The 23,031-nt window shown below is 29.3% G+C and carries 19 protein-coding genes, 1 pseudogene and 1 riboswitch; of the genes and pseudogenes, 19 read left to right on the plus strand and 1 reads right to left on the minus strand.

Annotated elements, in window-relative coordinates; genetic code table 11:
• The first annotated feature begins 154 nt into the window (after nt 1-154).
• From KEC93_RS11185 to KEC93_RS11260, 16 genes and pseudogenes are all read left to right on the plus strand, one after another.
• Nucleotides 155-373 (plus strand): hypothetical protein, encoded by a 219-nt coding sequence (locus KEC93_RS11185; protein WP_023976552.1) that lies wholly within the window; start codon nt 155-157, stop codon nt 371-373.
• 32 nt (nt 374-405) lie between these two features.
• Nucleotides 406-639 carry a hypothetical protein gene (locus KEC93_RS11190; protein WP_017212659.1) on the plus strand — a complete coding sequence of 78 codons (234 nt, stop codon included), beginning with the start codon at nt 406-408 and terminating at the stop codon, nt 637-639.
• A 66-nt stretch (nt 640-705) separates the two neighbouring features.
• Nucleotides 706-1,125, plus strand: coding sequence for a hypothetical protein (locus tag KEC93_RS11195; RefSeq protein WP_077856528.1), 420 nt, complete (start codon nt 706-708; stop codon nt 1,123-1,125).
• A 281-nt stretch (nt 1,126-1,406) separates the two neighbouring features.
• Nucleotides 1,407-1,574, plus strand: a complete 168-nt coding sequence (locus tag KEC93_RS11200; RefSeq protein WP_017212661.1) for a hypothetical protein — start codon at nt 1,407-1,409, stop codon at nt 1,572-1,574.
• A gap of 763 nt (nt 1,575-2,337) precedes the next feature.
• Nucleotides 2,338-4,302 carry a transcriptional regulator AdhR gene (locus KEC93_RS11205; RefSeq protein ID WP_077869785.1) on the plus strand — a complete coding sequence of 655 codons (1,965 nt, stop codon included), beginning with the start codon at nt 2,338-2,340 and terminating at the stop codon, nt 4,300-4,302.
• A 380-nt stretch (nt 4,303-4,682) separates the two neighbouring features.
• Nucleotides 4,683-5,849, plus strand: coding sequence for an iron-containing alcohol dehydrogenase (locus tag KEC93_RS11210; RefSeq protein WP_077841016.1), 1,167 nt, complete (start codon nt 4,683-4,685; stop codon nt 5,847-5,849).
• 384 nt (nt 5,850-6,233) lie between these two features.
• Nucleotides 6,234-7,124 carry a sulfide/dihydroorotate dehydrogenase-like FAD/NAD-binding protein gene (locus KEC93_RS11215; RefSeq protein WP_077869786.1) on the plus strand — a complete coding sequence of 297 codons (891 nt, stop codon included), beginning with the start codon at nt 6,234-6,236 and terminating at the stop codon, nt 7,122-7,124.
• Nucleotides 7,124-8,512 carry an NADPH-dependent glutamate synthase gene (gltA, locus tag KEC93_RS11220; RefSeq protein ID WP_077840861.1) on the plus strand — a complete coding sequence of 463 codons (1,389 nt, stop codon included), beginning with the start codon at nt 7,124-7,126 and terminating at the stop codon, nt 8,510-8,512. The genes KEC93_RS11215 and gltA overlap by 1 nt, the downstream gene beginning before the upstream one ends.
• 251 nt (nt 8,513-8,763) lie before the next feature.
• A riboswitch (cyclic di-GMP riboswitch) is annotated at nt 8,764-8,847 on the plus strand.
• A gap of 209 nt (nt 8,848-9,056) precedes the next feature.
• A complete protein-coding gene (locus KEC93_RS11225) occupies nt 9,057-10,268 on the plus strand; it encodes an EAL and HDOD domain-containing protein (RefSeq protein WP_077869787.1) in 1,212 nt (403 codons plus the stop codon).
• A gap of 624 nt (nt 10,269-10,892) precedes the next feature.
• A pseudogene (locus KEC93_RS11230) lies at nt 10,893-12,261 on the plus strand (ISNCY-like element ISCb1 family transposase).
• 646 nt (nt 12,262-12,907) lie between these two features.
• Nucleotides 12,908-13,141, plus strand: coding sequence for a hypothetical protein (locus KEC93_RS11235; protein ID WP_077840863.1), 234 nt, complete (start codon nt 12,908-12,910; stop codon nt 13,139-13,141).
• Nucleotides 13,142-13,339: 198 nt separating this feature from the next.
• Entirely contained in the window at nt 13,340-14,461 is a 1,122-nt protein-coding gene (locus KEC93_RS11240) for an IS4 family transposase (RefSeq protein WP_172462699.1), read from the plus strand.
• A 379-nt stretch (nt 14,462-14,840) separates the two neighbouring features.
• Nucleotides 14,841-16,553, plus strand: a complete 1,713-nt coding sequence (locus KEC93_RS11245) for a methyl-accepting chemotaxis protein (RefSeq protein ID WP_077869809.1) — start codon at nt 14,841-14,843, stop codon at nt 16,551-16,553.
• Nucleotides 16,554-16,898: 345 nt separating this feature from the next.
• The gene (locus KEC93_RS11250) at nt 16,899-17,066 is read left to right on the plus strand and encodes an aspartyl-phosphate phosphatase Spo0E family protein (protein WP_017212669.1); all 168 of its coding nucleotides are present in this window, start codon (nt 16,899-16,901) and stop codon (nt 17,064-17,066) included.
• Between the two features lie 217 nt (nt 17,067-17,283).
• Nucleotides 17,284-17,511, plus strand: a complete 228-nt coding sequence (locus tag KEC93_RS11255; RefSeq protein ID WP_023976544.1) for a hypothetical protein — start codon at nt 17,284-17,286, stop codon at nt 17,509-17,511.
• Between the two features lie 379 nt (nt 17,512-17,890).
• Nucleotides 17,891-18,295 (plus strand): PTS sugar transporter subunit IIB, encoded by a 405-nt coding sequence (locus KEC93_RS11260; RefSeq protein WP_012058413.1) that lies wholly within the window; start codon nt 17,891-17,893, stop codon nt 18,293-18,295.
• Between the two features lie 226 nt (nt 18,296-18,521).
• On the opposite strand, the gene KEC93_RS11265 is transcribed toward KEC93_RS11260, so the two are convergent.
• Complete coding sequence (locus KEC93_RS11265) at nt 18,522-19,334, minus strand: hypothetical protein (protein ID WP_077869810.1); 813 nt, start codon at nt 19,332-19,334, stop codon at nt 18,522-18,524.
• A 281-nt stretch (nt 19,335-19,615) separates the two neighbouring features.
• Here KEC93_RS11265 and KEC93_RS11270 point away from each other — a divergent pair, with 281 nt between their 5' ends.
• From KEC93_RS11270 to KEC93_RS11280, 3 genes are all read left to right on the plus strand, one after another.
• Nucleotides 19,616-20,176 (plus strand): nitroreductase family protein, encoded by a 561-nt coding sequence (locus tag KEC93_RS11270; protein WP_077869811.1) that lies wholly within the window; start codon nt 19,616-19,618, stop codon nt 20,174-20,176.
• Nucleotides 20,177-20,404: 228 nt separating this feature from the next.
• Nucleotides 20,405-20,566, plus strand: coding sequence for a hypothetical protein (locus KEC93_RS11275; RefSeq protein WP_172462764.1), 162 nt, complete (start codon nt 20,405-20,407; stop codon nt 20,564-20,566).
• Between the two features lie 425 nt (nt 20,567-20,991).
• Nucleotides 20,992-22,659 (plus strand): tannase/feruloyl esterase family alpha/beta hydrolase, encoded by a 1,668-nt coding sequence (locus KEC93_RS11280; RefSeq protein ID WP_077869812.1) that lies wholly within the window; start codon nt 20,992-20,994, stop codon nt 22,657-22,659.
• Nucleotides 22,660-23,031 lie beyond the last annotated feature (372 nt).

The raw sequence follows: 23,031 nt of genomic DNA on the forward strand, positions 1-23,031 counted from the left end.
AAAATCAAGTGTGAAGAGTTTGAAAAAGCTTTAAAAACGGAAATACTTTAAGAAAAATGTAATGGGTGAGTATTACTAATATTTGAATTAATATAAAATTATAGAAGGGAAATATAAACTTTTATATAATTATCTATATTAAGGGGATGAGTTAATGAATCAAAATGTAGATGTAATATTAGAAATAATAAAAAATATGCCATGTGAAAATATCGAAGGAGTTAATGTTCCTAAATCTTTGGGATATGAGCAGATAGGAATGAGTATTGATGAATTTGATGAAGCAATCAAGTACATACAAGATAATGATTTGCTGAGGAAAATAGTTCCTATATTTAAAGATAATAAGATAGTACTAATAAAGATAATGTAAAATCATACTGGATTTTTAGAAAGGCGGCTAATATGACTAGTAAAGAAATAGAATTTGTTGATTTAACTAACCAACAGTATGAAGCTTTGATTAAAATGCAAATGGAATCATATAAAAAAATATTGGATTTTTGCAGAGAAAATATAAGTGATTCAGAGAAAGTTGAAATTATAGATAAGAACTTATTAAAAATAGATGAAAAAATAATAACAAAATTAGAGGAAATGAGAGTCTATAATAAAATATTTATGGAAACAGTTAAGTAAGGTTTAATATTTTTAGAGGAATTTCTCCTTTTTTGTATAATTATTATTATGGAAAGAGGTGAGGATATGGAATTTAATCAGAAGTCATGGATTGAAAACTATGTACATAGCTTATGCCCGAAAAAAATTAGTAAAGAAAATGTAGATAAAGAGATAAATAGCATAATAACTTTAATGAATGAGTTATTTAGTAGTAGAAATGCAGACAAGTATGTTGAATTTGTCCCAGATGAAAATGCTATAATATTCCCAGGTAGAAAAGCAAATATTTTTATAAGATACAGTGTAGATGGAAATGGTAATGAAGTGAAAATATCAAAACATAAAAATCGTGAATTAAGCAGTAGTATAGAAAAAGCAATATTAATAAGTTGCAAAGGTGAAGAATATGTAGTAAAAGATGAACCTTCGATAACAATGGACGAAATGTCATTTGATGGTTTAAAAGATTCTATTAATTATGCATTAAGCAAAATATTAAACTAAACATCTGTGTAAGAGAACCCTGGATAGGGTTCTTTTGTTATATACTTTTATTTTTTAGTAAAATTTTAAGAAAACATTTTTAACTGACAAAAAACTGACAAAATTTAATGATAATATATATATTAGAAAGTGTAAATGTTGTCAATAATGTATTATAGGCAATATAAAAAATTTTTATATTGCGTGATAATGTTTACAAAAAGTCATAAAGTTTTAATTATTTTTGTATAAAAATCACAAGAATTTAATATTATCATATATTTAAAAGAGGTGAGAACAACATGGGGAATATAATTAAAATTAATATGTACGCTGAAATGAACAAAAAAAAGAATGTTAAGCTAGATTTAAAAACAGTAGAAGAAGTCATTTTAGAATATAATAAATGGCTAAAGAAAAACAACAGAGAGGATAAAATAGAGACTTATGAAAAGTTTTTACAAGTATAATTATCTTTAAAGGTAGATTGAGTGATAACGCTTAATTTACCTTTTTTTATTTTTATGTAGAAAAATAGATAAGCCTACTATAATCTATACTTATGCGTATACATCACCGAAATCATAAATATTTTGATTCCGAAAAGCTATGAAAATATCGCTGAAGGTTCTAAGCAGCAGGTTGTATCCACTTTAGCATGCTCCAACTTTCCTAGGGAAGCTCGACTCATTACATTCGCTGAGGAAGTTCGAGAACCCAAAATAAGATTTTGGACTCTCACTTCACAAGCTAAAATGGAACAACCTACAGCAAAGAGCCTTTAACAGCTCATTTTCAAATGTTTTCTTCATATTATGACCCTTGTGGTTAGAAATATATTTATGATTTCTAGTGAAGATATGAGCTTAAAGTTTTAGTGAATTTGTAAAGACATTCATCTAATAAGTTGAATTCTTAAATTGGATATCTATAACAAGGGAGTTAAATCTGATAGATTTAAGATTTTTGGAGTTTATTGTGAGTTGATGTAAAGAAAACTCTATTTTATGTTAAAATATAAGTAGATTTTAAAAGTGTATTTTGGTAAAGGGAGAGAAAGGTATTAATATATAATAAAAAATAAATTATTAAAATATCAGTAAATAATTATAGAGTTTTAGTAAATAAGTGAAGAAAATGAAAAAATGTATCTAAGAAATTGTATTGAGATATTAAAAGATTAGGTAAATTTATGTCAAGATAAAGAATTTTACAAAAGAATGGAGGTACGTTATGGAGAACAAAGAACTATTAATTGAAAACTCACATAAGAGAAGCGAAAGTTATGGAGTTGAAAAAAATTCAGATCATTCAAATAAGATTCTTACTGGTGAAGAATTAGAAAATATATTAACTATTAATAAAGAATTAATAGAAGTATCTAAAATATACATAGATATGGTATTTTCAGCAGTTATGGATAATGAATTTATTATAGTGTTAACAGATAAAAATGGGTGTATTCTATATATTAAAGGAGCAGAAGAAAATAATAGTAAGCTTGGGGGGAATAATCTTGAAGTTGGGGCTTATATGGACGAGCAAAGTATAGGTACTAATGCAATGGGAACAGCAATTAAAGAAGACAGGTGTATTCAGATAACTGCAACTGAGCATTACATAAAAAGGTTCCACAATTTAACATGCTCTGCTGCACCTATTCATAATACAAAGGGAGAAATTATTGGAACATTGAACTTAACAGGTAGAAGAGATATGAAGCATCCACATACTTTAGGTTTAGTTGTTTTTGGTGTAAAGGCAATCGAAAATGAATTGGACAAGAAGGGTATACGTGATATATTGAATCAAACCTATAACTATATGGAGAGTGTCATAGATAATGTTGATAAAGGCATCATGATAGTAAATAAAGAGTATAAAGTAATAAATATAAATAAACTTGGAGTAGAGATATTTAATATAGATAAGGATTTGATAATAAGTCAAGATATACATTATATTTTGCCTGATTTGGGAAATGTAATAGAAGAACTTGAAAACCATAATGGTGATATTATAAAGGAATTAAAATTAAAACATACAAGCAGACATAAAATAAAGTTAGTTTTTAAAGGTCTTAAACATAAAGATAATATTATAGGTATGGTTGTAACAATAAGTTATGAAAAAGAAGGAAAAGACAACAAAAATGCAACAGGGGCATTTTTTACTTTTAATGATATAATTGGGGATAGTGCAGCCATTGTTAATGTGATAACTAACTGTAAGGTTATTGCAAATAGTCCTTCAACTGTTCTAATTCAAGGGGAAAGTGGAACCGGTAAAGAAATATTAGCACAGGCTATGCATAATTATAGTGTAAGAAGAAGAAATAAATTTGTTGCAATAAATTGTGGAGCTATACCAGCCAATATAATAGAAAGTGAATTGTTTGGATATGAGGATGGAACTTTTACAGGAGGAAAAAGAGGCGGAAATCCAGGTAAGTTTGAGATTGCAAGCGGAGGTACTTTGTTTTTGGACGAAATTGGGGAAATGCCACTTGATGCACAGGTTAAGCTGTTAAGAGTACTTCAAAATGGAAGAGTTACAAGACTTGGTGGAAGCAAAGAGATTCCTATAGATGTAAGAGTTATAGCAGCTACTAATAAAAATTTAAAAAGAGAAGTTCAAAAAGGGAATTTTAGAGAAGATTTGTACTATAGATTATGTGTAATTCCAATCACTTTGCCGCCGTTAAGAGAGAGAAAAGGCGATGTAAAAATGCTTATTGACTTCTTCTTAAGGATTAAATCCTTTCAGTTGAATAAATCAATACCGGAGCTTGATAAAAGTTTATATAATAAGTTATTAGACTATGATTGGCCTGGAAATATAAGAGAGCTTGAAAATTATATTGAGAATATAGTAAATTTAGATGGACGATCATCTTTTAATTTATGGGAATTTGAAGATAATCAAAGTGTTGAGATAGACAAAACATATGATAGGAAAATATTAAAAGATGACTTTTTAAGTAAAGAGATATGGGAAGACGATCAGACAAATGGCTTTTTAAAGAATGTTAATACTGAAAAGACTGAGTATATGGTGAATACTTTAAACTTAGAAGAACTTGAAATGAAGGCAATCCATGAAGCTGTAAGAATAAATAATCATAATATGACAAAAGCGGCTAAAACTTTAGGTATAAGTAGAAACACTCTATATCTAAAATTAAAAAAACGTAAATAAATTATAAAGCATGTCCTAAAATATTACGCTGTATTAAATTTATGCTGTATTATTTTAGGACATATCTTTGTTAAAAATTATTTATATAAATGAGTATATGCTTAACAATTAATCTATGTATAATTTATTTTTTATATATTTAATAACTTAATTTAAACCCTTTAAATATAATATTTCTCAGGAATTATGAGTTTTTTGTTAGAAAAGTACTCTTATATTTTGACATTTTATTATCATAAATATAAAATATATTGATAAAATAATCACAAGTTGGCATGAATATTGCTTTAATAATTTATGTGGTCAAAAATAGACATATTAACTTATTATTTTACAACTATGCAAAATAATAAATGAACAAATTTTAGGAGGAAATATTTATGGCACGTTTTACTTTACCAAGAGACATTTATCATGGAGAAGGAGCACTTGAGGCTCTTAAAACTTTAAAGGGTAAGAAAGCTTTCGTAGTAGTTGGTGGCGGATCAATGAAAAGATTTGGTTTTCTTAAACAAGTTGAAGATTATTTAAAAGAAGCAGGAATGGAAGTAGAATTATTTGAAGGTGTTGAACCAGATCCATCAGTGGAAACAGTAATGAAAGGCGCAGAAGCTATGAGAAACTTTGAGCCTGATTGGATAGTTGCAATCGGTGGAGGATCACCAATTGATGCTGCAAAGGCTATGTGGATATTCTACGAATACCCAGATTTTACGTTTGAACAAGCAGTTGTTCCATTTGGATTACCAGACCTTAGACAAAAAGCTAAGTTTGTAGCTATTCCATCAACAAGCGGTACAGCTACAGAAGTTACAGCATTCTCAGTTATCACTAATTATTCAGAAAAGATTAAATATCCTTTAGCTGATTTTAACATAACTCCAGATATAGCAATAGTTGATCCAGCACTTGCTCAAACTATGCCAAAAACTTTAACAGCTCATACTGGAATGGATGCATTAACTCACGCTATAGAAGCATACACTGCATCACTTCAATCAAATTTCTCAGATCCATTAGCAATTAAAGCTATAGAAATGGTTCAAGAAAATTTAATCAAATCATTTGAAGGAGATAAAGAAGCTAGAAATCTAATGCATGAAGCTCAATGTTTAGCTGGAATGGCATTTTCTAATGCATTACTTGGAATAGTTCACTCGATGGCTCATAAGGTTGGTGCTGTATTCCATATTCCTCATGGATGTGCAAATGCTATATTTTTACCATATGTAATTGAGTATAATAGAACAAAATGCGAAAATAGATATGGAGATATTGCGAGAGCTTTAAAATTAAAGGGAAATAATGATGCAGAGTTAACTGATTCATTAATCGAATTAATTAACGGATTAAATGATAAGTTAGAAATTCCTCACTCAATGAAAGAGTATGGAGTTACTGAAGAAGATTTTAAAGCTAATCTTTCATTTATAGCTCATAATGCAGTATTAGATGCATGTACAGGATCAAATCCTAGAGAAATAGATGATGCTACAATGGAAAAATTATTTGAATGCACATACTATGGAACTAAAGTTAATTTATAAAATAAATAAAGGCAATTTTTTTATTTCATAATCTTATAGAGATAAAGTAAGTTGTTTCACATTAAAAATCATGTAACTTTTAAAAAGTTATTGAAGTAAATAATTGAATAATTACTAAAAGAATCGTTACAACATTGATAAAACAACAATGACTCTCCACCTCAGGGAGTCTTTGTTGTTGATATGGAAACAAGGATGAAAATTCCAATTATCGGATATATCTTATGTTTAGAAGCTGTAATCCTATCGCTTCTTTAAGTGATATGTAACAGTTGTATGATCATAAATAAATTTCAGCTAAGATTCAGATAGGGATCAAACTCTATCTAAGCAAGTTTAATATGAAATTATCAATAGAATTTATAAGCGTAGGGGGTACTAAGAGTGTACAAAATTGTTAACAAAAGAGAACTTACCAATAACATATTCTTAATGGATATAGAAGCGCCTAGAGTTGCTAAATCAGCAAAACCAGGTCAATTTATAATTATAAAAAATGATGAAAAAGGAGAAAGAATACCTTTAACAATTGCAGATTATAATGCGGAAAAAGGTACAGTAGCTATAGTTTTTGCAGCTATAGGAAAAGGAACTAAGCAGTTAGCAGCATTTAATGTTGGAGATTATGTTTCAGATTTTGTAGGACCATTAGGTGTACCAAGTGAATTTATTCATGAAGATCTAGAAGAATTGAAAAAGAAAAATATTATCTTTATTGCAGGAGGAGTAGGGGCAGCTCCAGTTTATCCTCAAGTTAAGTGGATGCACGAACATGGGATAGCTGTAGATGTTATTTTAGGAAGCAGAAATAAAGATTTATTAATATATGAAGAAGAATTAAAGGCAGTTGCTGGAAATCTTTACGTGACAACAGATGATGGTTCGTACGGTTTTAAAGGAACTGGTTCAGATATGCTTAAGGAATTAGTTAATAATCAGGGTAAGAAATATGATCAAGCTGTTATCATTGGACCAATGATAATGATGAAATTTACTTCAATGTTAACTAAAGAATTAAATATTCCAACTGTAGTAAGTTTAAACCCTATAATGGTTGATGGTACTGGAATGTGCGGTGCTTGTAGAGTTACTGTCGGTGGAAAGGTTAAATTTGCATGTGTTGATGGACCTGAGTTTGATGGCCATTTAGTAGATTACGATGAATCGATGAGAAGACAAGCTATGTATAAAACAGAAGAAGGAAGAGAATTATTAAAACTTGAAGAAGGAAACACTCATAACCATGGTGGTTGTGGATGCAAGGAGGATAAGTAATAGAGATGAACGATAGAATGAAAAGAACACCTGTTACTGAACAGGCTCCAGAAGTAAGAGCAAAAAACTTTAAGGAAGTTTGTTTAGGATATAATGAAGATGATGCTATAAAAGAAGCCAATAGATGTTTAAATTGTAAAAATCCTAAATGTGTTGAGGGATGTCCAGTATCAATCAACATTCCAGGATTTATATCAAAAGCTAAAACTGGAGACTTTGAAGGTGCTGCTAAAGAAATAGCAAAATACAGTGCACTTCCAGCGGTTTGTGGAAGAGTATGTCCACAAGAAAATCAATGTGAAGGTAACTGTGTACTTGGAATTAAAGGTGAAGCTGTAGCTATAGGTAAATTAGAAATGTTTACCGCAGACTGGTCAAGAAAAAATAAAGTAGATTTATCGCAAACAGAACCTTCTAAAGGAAAGAAAGTTGCGGTAATTGGAAGTGGCCCTGCTGGTCTTACTTGTGCAGGAGACCTAGCTAAAAAAGGTTATGATGTAACTATATTTGAAGCACTACATGAAGCAGGTGGAGTTTTAGTTTATGGAATACCTGAATTTAGATTACCAAAGGATGATGTTGTTAAAGCAGAAATTGAAAATATAAAGAAGCTTGGAGTAACAATTGAAACTAATGTAATTGTAGGAAGAACAATAACTATAGATCAATTAATTGAAGATGAAAAATTTGAAGCTGTATTCATTGGATCAGGAGCAGGTCTTCCAAAGTTTATGGGAATACCAGGAGAAAATGCAAATGGTGTATTTTCAGCTAATGAGTTTTTAACAAGAGTAAACTTAATGAAAGCATTTAAAGAAGAATATGATACTCCAGTTAAAGCAGGTAAAAAAGTTGCTATAGTTGGCGGAGGAAATGTTGCTATGGATGCAGCAAGAACTGCTTTAAGACTTGGTGCAGAAGCTCATATAGTATATAGAAGAGGTGAGTCAGAGCTTCCAGCAAGAGCAGAAGAAGTGCATCACGCTAAAGAAGAAGGAGTAATATTTGATGTTTTAACTAATCCAACAGAAATCTTAACAGATGAAAATGGATGGGTTAAAGGAATGAAATGCGTTAAAATGGAACTTGGAGAACCAGATGCTTCAGGAAGAAGAAAGCCTGTAGTTAAGGAAAATTCAGAGTTTGTATTAGACGTTGATACAGTAATAATGTCACTTGGAACTTCACCAAATCCATTAATTTCATCAACTACTAAAGGTTTAGAAATCAATGGTAGAGCTTGTTTAGTTGCCAATGAAGATGGATTAACAACTAAAGAAGGTGTTTATGCTGGTGGAGATGCAGTTACTGGTGCTGCAACTGTTATTTTAGCAATGGGAGCAGGAAAGAAAGCTGCTGCTGCAATAGATGAATATTTAAGTAGATAGCATTTAACATATTATATATTAAGAAGATTAGTTACAGGGAAATATAGATGTAACTAATCTTTTTTTGTTTATAATTTTAGACGATATTTAACAAAAATTATTTTTTTAAATAAAAATAATGTCTCAATAAAAAGAGAAAATAATCTTAAAAATCTCTAATTTAGTATTCCTAATGATATTATTTGTTGATTTTATTATAAATTAATGATAATATTTCATATATATGAAATAAGTACATATTGATGCATTATATTACAATTGGAAGCTATGAAGAATTCTTTCTAAGTGGGCACTTTAAGAGTTTGGAGCTAGTTGTGCAACCGACCAATTAAGATTAATTAATTATTTTATTAGTTAGTTTTAATTGGTTTTTTATATGAAAAAATTTACTTGATTTATATATAAATAAGAACTTATATATCTTAATTTTAAGTATGATGTAGGCTTATTGAGATGAGATTTTAATTTTCATGAACCAAAATTATACTACATTAAGGGTTGGATTAAGAGGTATACAAGTATTAATGAAGGGGATGAGACTGTTATGGATATTTTTGTAGCTAGACAGCCTATATTTAACAGGAAAAATGAAGTTGTTGCATATGAACTTCTATTTAGAAATGGACAAAATAATTTCTATAACAATACTAATGGGGATGAAGCAACTTTAAAGGTTATAGCTAATACATTTTATACATTTGACTTCAAAGATATTACTGATAACAAGAAGGCATTTATAAATTTTACTGAAGAATTGATAAAGAAAGAAATAGCAACCATACTTCCTAAAGAATATGTTGTGATAGAAATTTTAGAAAATATAGAACCAAATGATGAAATTGTGGATGCGTGTAAAAGACTTAAGAAAAGAGGATTTATATTAGCATTAGATGATTTTGTATTCCATACTAAATATATTAAATTAATAGAAATAGCTGATATTATAAAGATAGATTTTAAAATCACTACAGGGGGAGAAAGAAAGAAAGTATTTGAACTAAAAAAAATAAATAATAAAATAAAGTTTTTAGCTGAAAAAGTAGAGAACAAAGAAGAATATGATGAGGCTTTGAAACTAGGATATTCATACTTTCAAGGATATTATTTTAGTAAACCAATAGTGCTTTCCAGAAAAAACATTCCGACTAACAAAGATACAGCAATAAAAATTTTAAAGTTAATTAATAAAGACGATTTTGATTTTAATAAATTAGAGGAACTAATAATAAAGGATTTAGGTTTATCATATAAAATAATCAAATTGATAAATTCGTCTGCATACTGCCTAAAGAATGAAGTAAGATCTATAAAATATGCTATTGCACTTTTGGGAAGAAAAGAGATTATAAAATGGTTATATGTAGTTCTGCTAAATGATCTAAAGGAAAATAACACAGATGAACTTATAAAAGTCTCATTGCAGAGAGCGAAGTTATGTGAATTAATATGTAATATGAGTGAGTATAAAAATAATGTTTATTCAGCTTATATGGTAGGATTATTTTCAGTTATGGACGCAATTTTAAATTGTTCAATTGAAGTGATCTTAAAAGAATTATATATAGATGATGAAATAAAGGAAGGACTAATTGAAAAAGATAATTACTTGAATAAAATATTGAAATTGGCTATTAACTATGAAAAGGGTCAGTGGGAAAATGTTGAGTTTTATACTAAGGAAATAGGTGCCAATGATAATAAGCTTGCAGAAGCCTATATAGATGCTATAAAATGGGCGGATGAGGTTGTGAGTTAAAAAAATAAGAAACTAGAATATGTCTAGTTTCTTACTCTAATTGGTAAAAAAAGAAAATACTATATCAAAACTCTAGGAAAAATTTCAATATAAGTAAATTGTATATTTACATTAACATTATACGACATAAACTGTTTTAATTCAACAATAAAAATATAAAAAAGGTGCAAATGGCAAAAAAAAATAATAATATATTATTTTTCATTGGAATACTATTAAATTTTAGGATAAATATTCTAAAATTACTAAGAGGTATAAGTAATTAAATCAAAAAAATGATAGGAGTTTTAGAAACTGATTTTTAATGTGAAAAGAGATAGCAGTTAGATTAATAAATGCTATCTCTTTTGGTGTAGTTGAAAAGTAATATTTTCACTAATAATTATTTGCGAAATTTAAAGATATTATACATAAAAATAAAAAAATAATGACAAAATAATAATATCTTTAGATTTACTAAGTACTCCTTTCAGTTATAAAGGGATTAGGCGTTTGCGAAACGCCGCAACCCGCAGAAATGCGGGATATTTTTTTAGCAAAATAAAATAACTCCTCACTGATTTATGGTAAAATTGAATTGCCTAAAAACAAAACTACCATATACCTCAGAAAGGAGTCATATATATGATAACATATAAACAGCTTTCTTTGGCAGATGTTTATTCTGATTGCAAAGAAAAATTTGAAAATGATAAATTCCAATTTCTTTCTTTACTCGAAAACACTATCGACCTTGATGAGTTAGTTCCTGCATCTTTCATTAACCATTTTTACGCTTCCACAGGAAGGCCGCGAAAATATCAGCTTTATGCTATGATCAGTGCTTTAATTTTACAACGCATTTTTTCTATTCCTACAGATTCTCTTTTAATTATTTTCCTTAAATATTCTCAAGAACTAAGAGACTTCTGCGGCTTTTTAAGAGTTCCTGATTCATCTAAGTTTACTCGTTTCAAGCAGGACTTTCTTTTGGACTTACAATCCATGTTCGATAATCTTGTTGATATTACTGAACCGATATGCCAACAGATTGATACGGCTCTTGCTTCCATGACTATTTTTGATACTTCAGGCCTTGAAGCATTTGTCACTGAAAATAATCCTAAATATGCTAATCGCATTATAAAACAGCTTAAAAATTTTAAGAAAGCATGCAATTTAGATGACTCTTATGATCCTTATAAAGCTGCCTATGGCTCTATGCCATCACACGCTTCAGCCAACCCTGCCATCCAACAAATGTATATTAATGGGCATTTTTGCTATGCTTTTAAATTCGGAATCATTACTAATGGCCTCGGTATCGTAAGAGATATTTCGTTCTATAATAAAGATTTTCTCAATGCTCATCCTGATATTATTGTTGAGAAAAAATCTGATTCACCTGATGAAGATAAATCTCTTGCAGATTCTAAGGCTCTTATCCCTGTTCTCAAAGATTTTTTTAACAAGCATCCATTAATAAGTCCAAAAACCTTTTTAGGAGATGCTGCTTTTGACAGTATTCAAATTTATCGTGATCTTCTTCTCGAATTAAAATTTGATAAAGCATATATTCCTTTAAAAACTAGGCTTACACTAGAAAATGCTGATTGCCCTTTAAACGAAGACGGCATTCCATGCTGTCCGAATGATCCTTCTATTCCAATGAAACGTGAAGGTAGTAAAAGTCATCTTCGTTCTAGAATTCCAACAATGAAGTTTGTATGCCCTAAAATGAAATGGTTATATAACAAAGAAACCAAAAAGAGCAAACGTGTAACTCAATGTGAAAATCCATGTACAAATTCCTTATGTGGACGAATGTTTTATATTTATCCTGAAAAGAATCTGCGCGCATATCCTGGAATAACACGAGGAACCCAAGAATGGAGTAATACTTATAAAATCAGAGTAGCTGTTGAAAAAAATATAAATCACTTCAAATATAGTTACTGCGTCGCGGAGCGTAAGACTCAAAATGAGCAAACACTTCATGCTGATTTACTTCTAGCCGGAATAACTCAACTAATAACAGTTATCGTGGCAGATAAAATTCATAAACATAAATATATCCGAAGCTTAAAGCCATTAATTGCATAAAATTTATTTATAAAAATTGGAATTCACCTTCGCTTTATTTCGTGCGCCCTTTTTTAAGAAGTCAACTATTATATTTGTATAGCAGGAACCATTAAATCCATTAATAATGTTTTTGCAACTTCAAATCAATCATTATTCATTTTTATCAATGAGTTTCGCAATTATCTAATAAAGGGATAATAAAATTTATGATTGATAACAATGAGAATATACTTTTTATCAGAAAAATTTATGTTTTATGTCAGAAAATTATATTTATTAACGAATAATATATTGAGTGTGTAAAAATTGATTCCCATATACCCCTTAATATGTGGTTACATAACACTCCTATATTTTACTATACCTACTAACAGTAAATCCCCTGTAAATTGATGATGACTTTACAGGGGATTTCTAATTTTATTTAAATCATAATATGCTAAAGGGTAGTAATTTACAATACAAAGATGTTTCATTCACAATATTAATTTCATCTGATTATTATATAATAAATATTATTCAGTAGTTAATATTTATTAGATTTTACACCCCATTATTAATACGAGGTTAAATTAATGAAAATAAAAGTGATAAATAGTTACCCAGCTTGTATATGGGAAGAAGATATTATTAAAGCAATTCACGATTTATGTCTTGAAGAACTTCAAGAAAAGCTGGAGAAATATAAATCTGATAACTCGAGCAAAGAGATTGCTAATTGCCATATTTCAAAAAGAGAGTTTTGTTGCAAGAAACAAGTATTTATCGAAATGACAGCAATGTTTGATAGCGTTGATACAATAAATTAGAAAAAATATTGATTTAGTGAATGATACTAAATGAAAAACAGTCTCCTATTAAAAAATGAGGAGATTGTTTTTTATTTTTGGAAAATTGTCATATGTGTTGATTAACCAAAAAATAGAAGTGAAAATATATAAAAAATGAGGTCATTCTGTAGTAATATTAAAGTGCGAACCAAAATAATACTTAAGGAGAATGCCCTCATGAAAAATACTACCACTATATTTGATATATTTCAAACATTTTTAAGTGAAAAGGAAGTTGAAAAATTTAGTAAAATTTTAGAATATGTTGATACTGCAAGAAAATTCACATTATATGATTTAATAAAATTCTTTATTGCAGCAGCTACGAATGAATATAAGAGTTATAGGGATGGCGTTGAGCATATGGAATCAGTAGGGCTAACACCAGTTGATTATTCAACTATTTCTAAAAAAGCCTCTAAGGTAGATTACAAAATTTCTAAAACTTTATTTGAGATTATTGTTTCTAAATGTAATCGTAGAATGCGAAGAATTCTAAATTTGCCAAAACAATTAATAGCAATTGATTCAACTACCGTGACCGTAGGTGAAAACCGTCTTAAATGGGCAAAATTTAATGGGAAGAAATCTGGAATAAAACTTCATATATCTTTAAATATTAATGACTTTACACCACAAAAAGTTATTGAAACTATTGCTAAAAAGCATGATGGACCGATAGGTGAAGGTTTAATAGATGTACACTCTATTTTAGTTGAAGATAGGGCTTATGAAAATCATGAGAGATTTGATATGTTTAAAGAAATAAAACAATCTTTTGTTATAAGAATAAAAAATAATACAATACTTTCAAAACCAAAGAAATTGAGAAGTTTAGGAGTAGTAGAAAATTCTTCTGTAATTCGAGATGTTACATGTTATTTAGGAAAAGAGACTAAAAAAACTCAAAATAGATTTAGAGTAGTTGAATTTACTGATTATTATGGTAAATCAGTAAAAGTGTGCACTGACCTAATGAACATTACTCCAGAAAAAATAGCAGAAATATACAAGGAACGTTGGAAAATTGAAACCTTCTTTAAATTTATAAAACAAAACTTGAATGTAAAAAGAATATTTGGAACAACTGAAAATGCTGTCTATAATCAACTTTTCATATCATTGATAGCTTATGTTTTGCTTCAATTTACTTATGTTGAAACGACTAAAAATTTAAAATATGTTAAATTATCACTAATTCAATTTGTAAGAAAATTGCTTAAAAAAAGTCTTAAGGTCGAAGTCTATATATCTATTAACTTATTTTTGAAAAATATCAAAAATAAGTTAATAATTTAAAGTAAAAATTTGGTTAATCAACACTTGTGGAAAATTGTAATGAAGTTAAGAGTGTGGAAAAGTTACACAGAAATCTATTCAACAAGATTGAAAATGACTGGCAAGTGCAAAATAAATCCATTTTGCTTGTGGAACTTTTATCACATCTATTTTAAATATAAATACAATCAAATAATATGAGAATAATTATCAGACTTATGTGAATTGGATGGGTATTATGGTATAATTTAGAGTAGAAGTAAATTGCTTATTAGTTTTTGATATTTATGTAAAAATAAGTGGATAAGCTTAGTAGTTTATAGAATGGTTATAGAATTAGGTATTGGGATTAAACATGATAACTTTTATATCTTAAAGGACGAAGGGAAGGATAAATACAATGTTTAAGAAAATGAAAATATCCCAAAAATTAATAGGAAGTAGTGTGATATGTACTGTATTCTTAGTTTTAGTCGGCATAGCTGGTCTATTTAGCATGAACAAACTAAATATAAATACAGATAAAATTTATAATAATAATTTAATGAGACTTCAGAAGTTATATGTAGTAAAAAGTAATACTAACTTAGGACTATCTGATATGGAACATATTATTAATAGTAATTTTAAAAATGATATAGATGAGGCACAAAAAGATTTAGCAGATTTATCTGATTTAAATAATAAAACTTTTGAAGAAATTGAAAAAATACCTTATTCTAGTGAAAAAGAAGAAGCTGATTATAAAAAAGTTAAAGATGCGTTAATTAGGTATAGGGATATAAGAACAAAGATAATAAAGGAGGTAACTGACAATAATTATGAGGGAGCTATTGCACTATATAATTCGGAGTATGTTACTTTAAGAGAAGAAATAGCTGATGATATAAATGTTATAATAAATGAAAATATTGATGCGGCCAAAGAAACATCGGAATCAAGTAACGCAGTTTTTAAAAATTCGTTTAAATTTCTTGCAATATTTATTGTTATTTCAGCATTGATATTAGCCATATTAAGTGGTGGATTAGCAATTTGGTTAAGAAAGAGAATAAACAGCATAGTTAATTTTGCTAATGGTTTAGCGGAAGGAGATCTTACTGAGAAAATAAATATAAATGCATATGATGAAATAGGTAATATGTCAAAAGCATTGAATATTGCTGTATTAGACGTGAAAAATCTTATTATGGAACTTACTAATCGTATGAAAAATGTCAGAATTTCAAATGAAGATCTAACTTCAACAATGGAAGAAATGTCTGCAACTATGAATAATATTAAAACTGTAACTCATGAAATTGCTGATGCAAGCATGAATTTAAGTGCGGCAACTCAAGATGTTAGTTCATATACAATGGAAATAGAAAAGCTGACAGATGACCTTAGCAGAAATGCTGAAAAGAGAGAATTAGATTCAGATGAAATTATGAAGAGAGCGGTAAATGTAAAAGAAAAAGCAGAAGCATCATCTAATAATGCAATAAGCCTATATAATGAAAAAGAAATTAAGATTAAAAAAGCAATTGAGGATATAAAGATAGTTAAAGAAATAGAAAAAATGGCAGAAGCTATTGGTCAAATAGCTGAACAAACTAATCTTCTAGCACTTAACGCATCCATAGAGGCTGCTAATGCAGGGGATGCAGGTCGAGGATTTGCTGTAGTTGCAGAGGAAGTTAGAAAATTAGCTGAGAAGTCATCAGAAACAGTTATAGATATAAAGAAAAATATAGGTACAGTTGGAAGTGTTATTGAAAACTTTACTAATAATACTAAAGATATATTGAGATTTATTGATAGTCAGGTTAGACCAGATTACGAAATGTTGAAGTCTATAGGAAATCAATATGAAAAAGATGCTGAAGTTGTGAATGAAATGTCAAAAGAGATTGCTGAGTCAGCAATTAAAATTGCAGATAATGTATCTAAAGTCAATAATGCTATAGTAAATATTTCGTCAAAATCACAGCAATCAGCTTCTAGTGTAGAAGAGATATTTGCAAGTATCAGCGAAACTAGCGCCTCAGTAGATAATGTTACTAATCAGGCAAAAGACACATCAGAGATGGCTGATAGCATGATAGAAATGGCAAATAAATTTAAAGTCTAGAAATATATAAGTTCTGAATAATATATAGAATTGTTTTATCCAGGCGCTTTGAAAAAATATAAGGAATTAAAATTTTTAGAATATATGCAGGGCCAAATATTCATTTTAGTAGAATGTTTATTTGGCTTTGTTTTATTCTTTGGAAATTTATATTCCAGTAAAATCTATGGCTCAACAGTCGCCTGCGATTTTTGTATAAATATTAATATAGAATATTTTATTTTTAGTGATTATATAATTTATTGCGATATATAACAAGTGAAGTTTGTTACATAATGTAACAATTGATACAGCAAATGTATTTTTTCAGAGTTATACTTATAAAAAAGTAAGGGGGAGTATAATTTGGAAAAAATAATAGAAATAGAGAAAATGATTTGTAAAATGAGACAATCCTTATATGAAATTATAAACAATGAAAAAAGTTTATTAGGAATAGAAGTTATTACTGCTAGTCAAAGGTTAGACGACATAATAAATCAATACAACGAGCTACTCGATAAAGGGATTTAAAGAAATTCATATCACTAATATAGAAGTCTTAAATAATATAATTCATTTTATATATATGAAAAAAATATGCATTAGACCTATATGATAATAGATAGAAAGTAGAAACATTTTTATTTCGCTGGACTATGGAAAGTATGATTCATCTTTATATAATTAAATTTTATGGAAGAAATTTACATATTGCTGTATAATTAGATATGTATAAGGAGGGAATCTTATGAATACTATAGAAAAAGTCATAATGAATCTTAAGATAAGACCAGATGGCATGAATTTGTATGAATTGGATAGAATATGTTTCACAACTTATCAAAAGACTCTGCTCGGCTCAAAACTTGGAAGAGTAAAGGAACGTATAGAGCCCACTCTAAGATATTTAGAGGAAACTAATCAAATAACGATTAAAGATGGAATTGTCAAATTAAAAAAAACTGATAAAGTTTAGTATATTCAAATAAATATATTTATTTGAATAAGTTGATATTTATATAGATAATATAATGATAAACTATACTTAGACTATGAAATATATTCCAACCAGAAATGAGTAATATACTTTTGTGGAATGTTTCATTGGTAATTTTAATGGATGTGATTCTTTGGCTATAAGTTGTTCCAAATGTGCTAGTTCAAAGCTTGTTCTTTGAGGCTAGCACTTTGGGTGCAACTTTATAGCCTTAGAATCACCAATCATAATTACCGAGAAACTGGAACAAAAGTATATTATTCATTTCGGTGAGCTATACGCATAAGTATGGATTATAGTTGGTTTATCTATAAATCTTTAGTGTTTAAGATTAATAATAGGCAGTGGAGGATTAGAAATGATAAGAATACTTTTGTGCTGTGGAGGGGGCTTTTCATCAAGTACCCTAGCCAGTAAGGTTGAAAAGGAGATATTAGAGAATAATATGCAAAATGATTATTCAATTGAATTTTCTCCATTTTTATTAGTAAATAAGAGAATGAATGAATTTGATATAATTGTATGTTGTCCCCATCTAATAATGCAAGTTAAGAAATTTGTGAAAACTTCAAAGATTGATAAACCTATCTATATCCTTCCACCGAGAATGTATGGTCTCATTAGTTTTAAGGAATTAGCAATAGATGTAGTAGATGCAATCAATCTGTATAATGAAACTAAAATTAATCCAGTATATTTTCCAGGGGAAGAAAACACCATGATGGTTACTAGGCATGTGGCTTACAGAAATAGCAAAGTTTAATAAATCTTTGTATATAAGTTATAAAGAATATAGTTCATCTTTTATAAAATTATCGTACTTCAATTATTTTATAATTTATGATGTAGTCTTCAGTGAGCTGAATTTTTAAAATCCTATATATAAAATTCTTTAAATTATAGAAAATGTGGTCTTAAAATTCACATATTATAACATAGTAAAGAAGAGATACCTTCAAATTTGTGAAAGCATCTCTTCTTTAATGAAATTATTGTACGGAAGTATCAGTTGTTGTAGTTGTTGATGTATTTTTCTTTTGATGAGCTTCTTTTTTAGCTTCAGATGCTGCTTTAATTTTAGCTTGAGCATCTTTAAATGATAATCCTGTTATATCGATTCCTAATTTCTCAGCTCTTGCACTTTGAATTTTAGCTATTACATCTTCATTTGATAGACCTGTAACATCTATTCCAAGTTTAGAAGCCTCTGCTTGATTTAATTTTATTCTAGCATCTTTATTAGATAAACCTGTTATATCAACTCCAAGTTTTGTTGCTTTCTTAGTTAAATTGGCAAGGCTTTTAGCTTCAAGAGCTGCTTTAATTTTAGCTGAAGCATCTTTATTTGATAGTCCTGTTATATCAATTCCAAGTTTCCCTGCCTCTGCAGATAGAATCTTAGCTCTAGCGTTATCAGGTGAAAGATTTGTTATATCTATACCTAATTCAGTTGCTTTTTTATTAAGTCTTTCAAGAGTCTTTTCCTCAAAAGCTGCTTTAATTTTAGCTGAAGCATCTTTATCTGATAGACCTGTTATATCAATCCCAAGTTTTTGAGCTACAGCAGCTCTTATTTTTGATCTTGCTTGATCATTAGTTAATCCAGTAATATCTATTCCAAGTTTAGAAGCTTTTTGAGTAAGTTTTGCAAGTTTATCTGCCTTATTATTTTGCGATACTTGTCCTGTAGTAACACTATTTGTTACATTTGGTGTAGAAGCATCATCAGCGAATGCTGGAACAAGGCTTGATATTGAGATCATAGCTGCTATTGCAATTCCTAGTATTTTTTTCTTTTTCATAATTATCTCTCCTTACGTCATATAAAAATTTATTTTTATGTTAAAAACATAGATTAATATAGAAATAACCGGCTATAAGGGAATTATAATTCTGTAATGTGAAATTTATGTGAAAAGGAATGTTAATCATATAAATTTATTAGCGCCGGATTTATATATTTATTGCAAAAATGATAATACTATATACTAGAATGAAAGTTCTAGACAAATTTATAATTAATCTAATCAATATAATAATATAAATAAAGTTATATTGGGGCTTAAATGGAAGGAGAAAAATAATGAACGAAGTAATACAAAGTATCATAACAAGAAGAAGTATAAGAGTGTATAAAGAAGAGCAAATTTCCGATGAAGACTTAAATAAAATATTAGAAGCTGCTAAGTTTGCTCCAAGCGGAATGAATAGTCAGGATTGGCATTTTACAGCTGTACAAAATAGAGAGAAGATAAACAATCTGATTTCAGCAGCTAAAGAAGCATTACAAAATTCTCCTATAGAGCAGATAAATAAGATGGCCAATAATCCAAACTTTAACCCATTTTATAATGCACCTACTATAGTGATAACATCTTGTGATAAAAACTTACCAGTAGGACAGTCTGATTGTGCTGCAGCAATACAAAACATAATGTTAGCAGCTCATTCACTTAACATTGGATCATGTTGGGTACATACCTTAGCTATGGTTGGAGATGATCCTAAGGTCAGAAATGTGCTTACTGAGCTAGGAATTCCAGAAAACTATGCGACATTTGGTACAGCAACCCTAGGCTTTAATGGAGGGAAAGAACCAAAAGCTCCAACAAGAAAAGAAGGAACAGTAAATATAGTAAAATAAAAAAGAGTAATTAGTTAAAAAGTTGACTTCTAAATATGTGAAAGTAAAAAATGTTTAATGAGACTCTATAGTTAGAAAGTATTCTAGTTATAGAGTTTTTTGCTTCATAAATTAATAAAATTGCCTTTTCTACGACTGGAGCTTAGCCATTATTAAAACACGATAATATTGAAATTTATACTATAGTGTAAGCATTTCACTAAAGAATTACAGATTTCTAAAAAGCATATGGCTATAGCTATTGATGAATATGAAGGAACATTTGGACTTGTAACTATTGAAGATATTTTAGAAGAAATAGTTGGCGAAATTCGAGATGAGTTGGATATTAAAAATTCTAAAATTCTAAAGAATTTAAGAATATATATTTTTAAGAATTTTAGAATTTAAGAATTTTACAATATTTTAATAAAAAGCAGATTGCTTTTAACATTGTAAATTCTACTTTCAATGAAGAACTTAGATGTTCTTTACTAAGATGATGAGATACTTAATAAATGCAAAGGATGTAGCCTTAGACATATTTGTGATTAGATATTTGTTTCAAGATTATATTGCGGAATAGCAAATTAATGAATTATTTAAAAAGGGAACTATAGTCAAAAAAATTATTATGAAAACTTATTGAATATCAGTCTGAGTAAGTATAATATATTCATAGGTAGAAATATATGTTAAAGTTTGCATTATATGCAAGTGGAATTTTGCTAATTTATGATTTTATCAATCTTATATTAATACAGGAGGGAGGTTACAGTGGTAGACATCAGATAAAGCTCTGACAGTGTCAGTCAAAAATAAGGAGTGACGAAAAAATGAAAATTTCAAAGAAAAGTTGGACCACCGTAAGTGCTTTTGCAACTAGTTGTGTGTTCATGTTTAATGGAAGTAGTGCAGTAGCTTCCACTAATCCAAAAGATTCTATAGTTATTGATACATCATCATCTACTAATCCAAAAGATTTTAAAGTTTATGATGAATCAAGCAATTTTACGATACCAGCAGAAATTCCTGCATCAAAAATAGGGCTGCCTACATCAGGTGCTACGATAAGTTCAGCAACTATAGTGAAATCTGATGAAAAGGGTAATCTGAATGGAGAATACTGCAAGGTATTAGGTGCAATCCATCCAGTAGATAAAAATGCGCCAGACATTAACTTTCAGGTTAACCTTCCTGTAAAATGGAACAGTAAAATACTACAATATGGTGGCGGCGGATTTGACGGTGCTCTGGTTACTGCTGATAGTGGATATTACGGGCAAATGGTTTCAGATCCAACACCTTTGGCTCAAGGGTATGTGACATTTGGCAGTGATAGTGGTCATGTAAATTCTTCATATTGGGATAGTAAATGGGCGCTTAATGATGAAGCCTTAAATAATTTTGCCTCTGACCAGTTAAAGAAAACAAAAGATACAGTACTAGAAATAGTGCAGGCCTTTTATAAATCCAAGCCGTCTCAGGTATATTTTGTTGGCGGGTCTAATGGTGGACGAGAAGCGTTGAAGGTTGTGCAACATTTCCCAACAGAATATAACGGCGTTATTTGCTATTTCCCTGTATTAAACTGGGTACCTAAGGCAATTGCAGATAGCAGAAATGCAGATGCCGTACAAGCTAATAATGGAGCGGGTTGGATCAGTCCTGAACAGTATAAGCTTGTTAATCAAACCATCATTGGAATAGATGATGGACTAGACGGCGTTAAAGATGGCATAATAAGCAACATTTATGGAGCTGAAAAAGAGAAGGATGAAGTTTTAAAGGCTTTGAAAAATATATTATCAGATGCGCAGATAAAAACATTAGAAACATTTGCTTCATCTATGAAATTCAATTATCCTCTTGCCAATGGATTAACCACTATGCCGGGATATCCTGTTTTTAAGGGAGCACCTTTAGCCGATATGTATCTAAACCAATTTGGTACAGCACCAACTGCCAGAGATGGCTTAATGGCAGAAAGTGGGGATGCTGTTATTAAAAATATGATAGTTCGAGATGATAATTTTAATCCTAAAAATTTTGATGCAGATAAATGGCGCGACAAAGTTGTACAAGCTTCAGAATTACTTGATGCTACAAATCCAGATATCTCAGCTTTTAAGAATAATGGAGGAAAATTGATTCTTATTCATGGAGCAGGAGATCAAATTGTTACCTTCCAAGGAACAATTGACTACTATAATCAGCTGATTGACAAATTCGGTAAAGACTCTCTTGGCGAGTTTGTAAAATTCTATATGGTTCCAGGAAATGGCCATTATAACTCAGAAACTTGGAATATGGGATCCGATACATTGGGCGCATTAGATCAATGGGTAGTAAATAATAAGTCTCCTGAGAATTTGATTGTAACAGATCAATCTGAAAAGACTAAAGGTCGTACACGTCCGCTTTTGGAATATCCTGCGTATCCAGAGTACAAAGGAAGCGGAGATGTAAATTCTGCTGAAAATTTTAGTAGAGCTACACCTTAATGAAATGGAAAGAGCTTATTCTGTTATATAATAAAATAATGCTGTTTAATAAGTCGGGATAATTAATCCCGACTTCAACTTTTTCTAATTTTGACACGTTGAATATCATAGGATAAAACTTTGCATTTTGATGCAAATGGGTTTGATTACTACTCAAAAGTAAGTATAGAATTAAAATAAAAAGATTTAAATAAGAAACCCCTACCACAAATTAGAAAAACAGTATCATGGGAAGGAATGGATAGTAGAAGAGGCTCCATTAGCTTTTTATAGAGATAAGGGCTCTAGTAGTAATGATAAGAATAAATAAAAAAATATGAATATTGAGTATTGCGTTTTATAATCTACAATGTTATACTTCATTTAAGGTAC

It is taken from the genome of Clostridium beijerinckii, from assembly GCF_018223745.1.
Classification (GTDB): domain Bacteria; phylum Bacillota; class Clostridia; order Clostridiales; family Clostridiaceae; genus Clostridium; species Clostridium beijerinckii.

What these genes read in the sequence shown, in the direction of transcription:
- KEC93_RS11185 (WP_023976552.1), top strand. Translation starts at nt 155, where the DNA reads ATGAATCAAAATGTAGATGTAATATTAGAAATAATAAAAAATATGCCA.
- KEC93_RS11190 (WP_017212659.1), top strand. Translation starts at nt 406, where the DNA reads ATGACTAGTAAAGAAATAGAATTTGTTGATTTAACTAACCAACAGTAT.
- KEC93_RS11255 (WP_023976544.1), top strand. Translation starts at nt 17,284, where the DNA reads ATGAATACTATAGAAAAAGTCATAATGAATCTTAAGATAAGACCAGAT.
- KEC93_RS11210 (WP_077841016.1), top strand. Translation starts at nt 4,683, where the DNA reads ATGGCACGTTTTACTTTACCAAGAGACATTTATCATGGAGAAGGAGCA.
- KEC93_RS11260 (WP_012058413.1), top strand. Translation starts at nt 17,891, where the DNA reads ATGATAAGAATACTTTTGTGCTGTGGAGGGGGCTTTTCATCAAGTACC.
- KEC93_RS11245 (WP_077869809.1), top strand. Translation starts at nt 14,841, where the DNA reads ATGTTTAAGAAAATGAAAATATCCCAAAAATTAATAGGAAGTAGTGTG.
- KEC93_RS11195 (WP_077856528.1), top strand. Translation starts at nt 706, where the DNA reads ATGGAATTTAATCAGAAGTCATGGATTGAAAACTATGTACATAGCTTA.
- KEC93_RS11240 (WP_172462699.1), top strand. Translation starts at nt 13,340, where the DNA reads ATGAAAAATACTACCACTATATTTGATATATTTCAAACATTTTTAAGT.
- KEC93_RS11275 (WP_172462764.1), top strand. Translation starts at nt 20,405, where the DNA reads ATGGCTATAGCTATTGATGAATATGAAGGAACATTTGGACTTGTAACT.
- KEC93_RS11200 (WP_017212661.1), top strand. Translation starts at nt 1,407, where the DNA reads ATGGGGAATATAATTAAAATTAATATGTACGCTGAAATGAACAAAAAA.
- KEC93_RS11280 (WP_077869812.1), top strand. Translation starts at nt 20,992, where the DNA reads ATGAAAATTTCAAAGAAAAGTTGGACCACCGTAAGTGCTTTTGCAACT.
- KEC93_RS11235 (WP_077840863.1), top strand. Translation starts at nt 12,908, where the DNA reads ATGAAAATAAAAGTGATAAATAGTTACCCAGCTTGTATATGGGAAGAA.
- KEC93_RS11270 (WP_077869811.1), top strand. Translation starts at nt 19,616, where the DNA reads ATGAACGAAGTAATACAAAGTATCATAACAAGAAGAAGTATAAGAGTG.
- KEC93_RS11205 (WP_077869785.1), top strand. Translation starts at nt 2,338, where the DNA reads ATGGAGAACAAAGAACTATTAATTGAAAACTCACATAAGAGAAGCGAA.
- KEC93_RS11225 (WP_077869787.1), top strand. Translation starts at nt 9,057, where the DNA reads ATGGATATTTTTGTAGCTAGACAGCCTATATTTAACAGGAAAAATGAA.
- KEC93_RS11265 (WP_077869810.1), bottom strand. Translation starts at nt 19,334, where the DNA reads ATGAAAAAGAAAAAAATACTAGGAATTGCAATAGCAGCTATGATCTCA.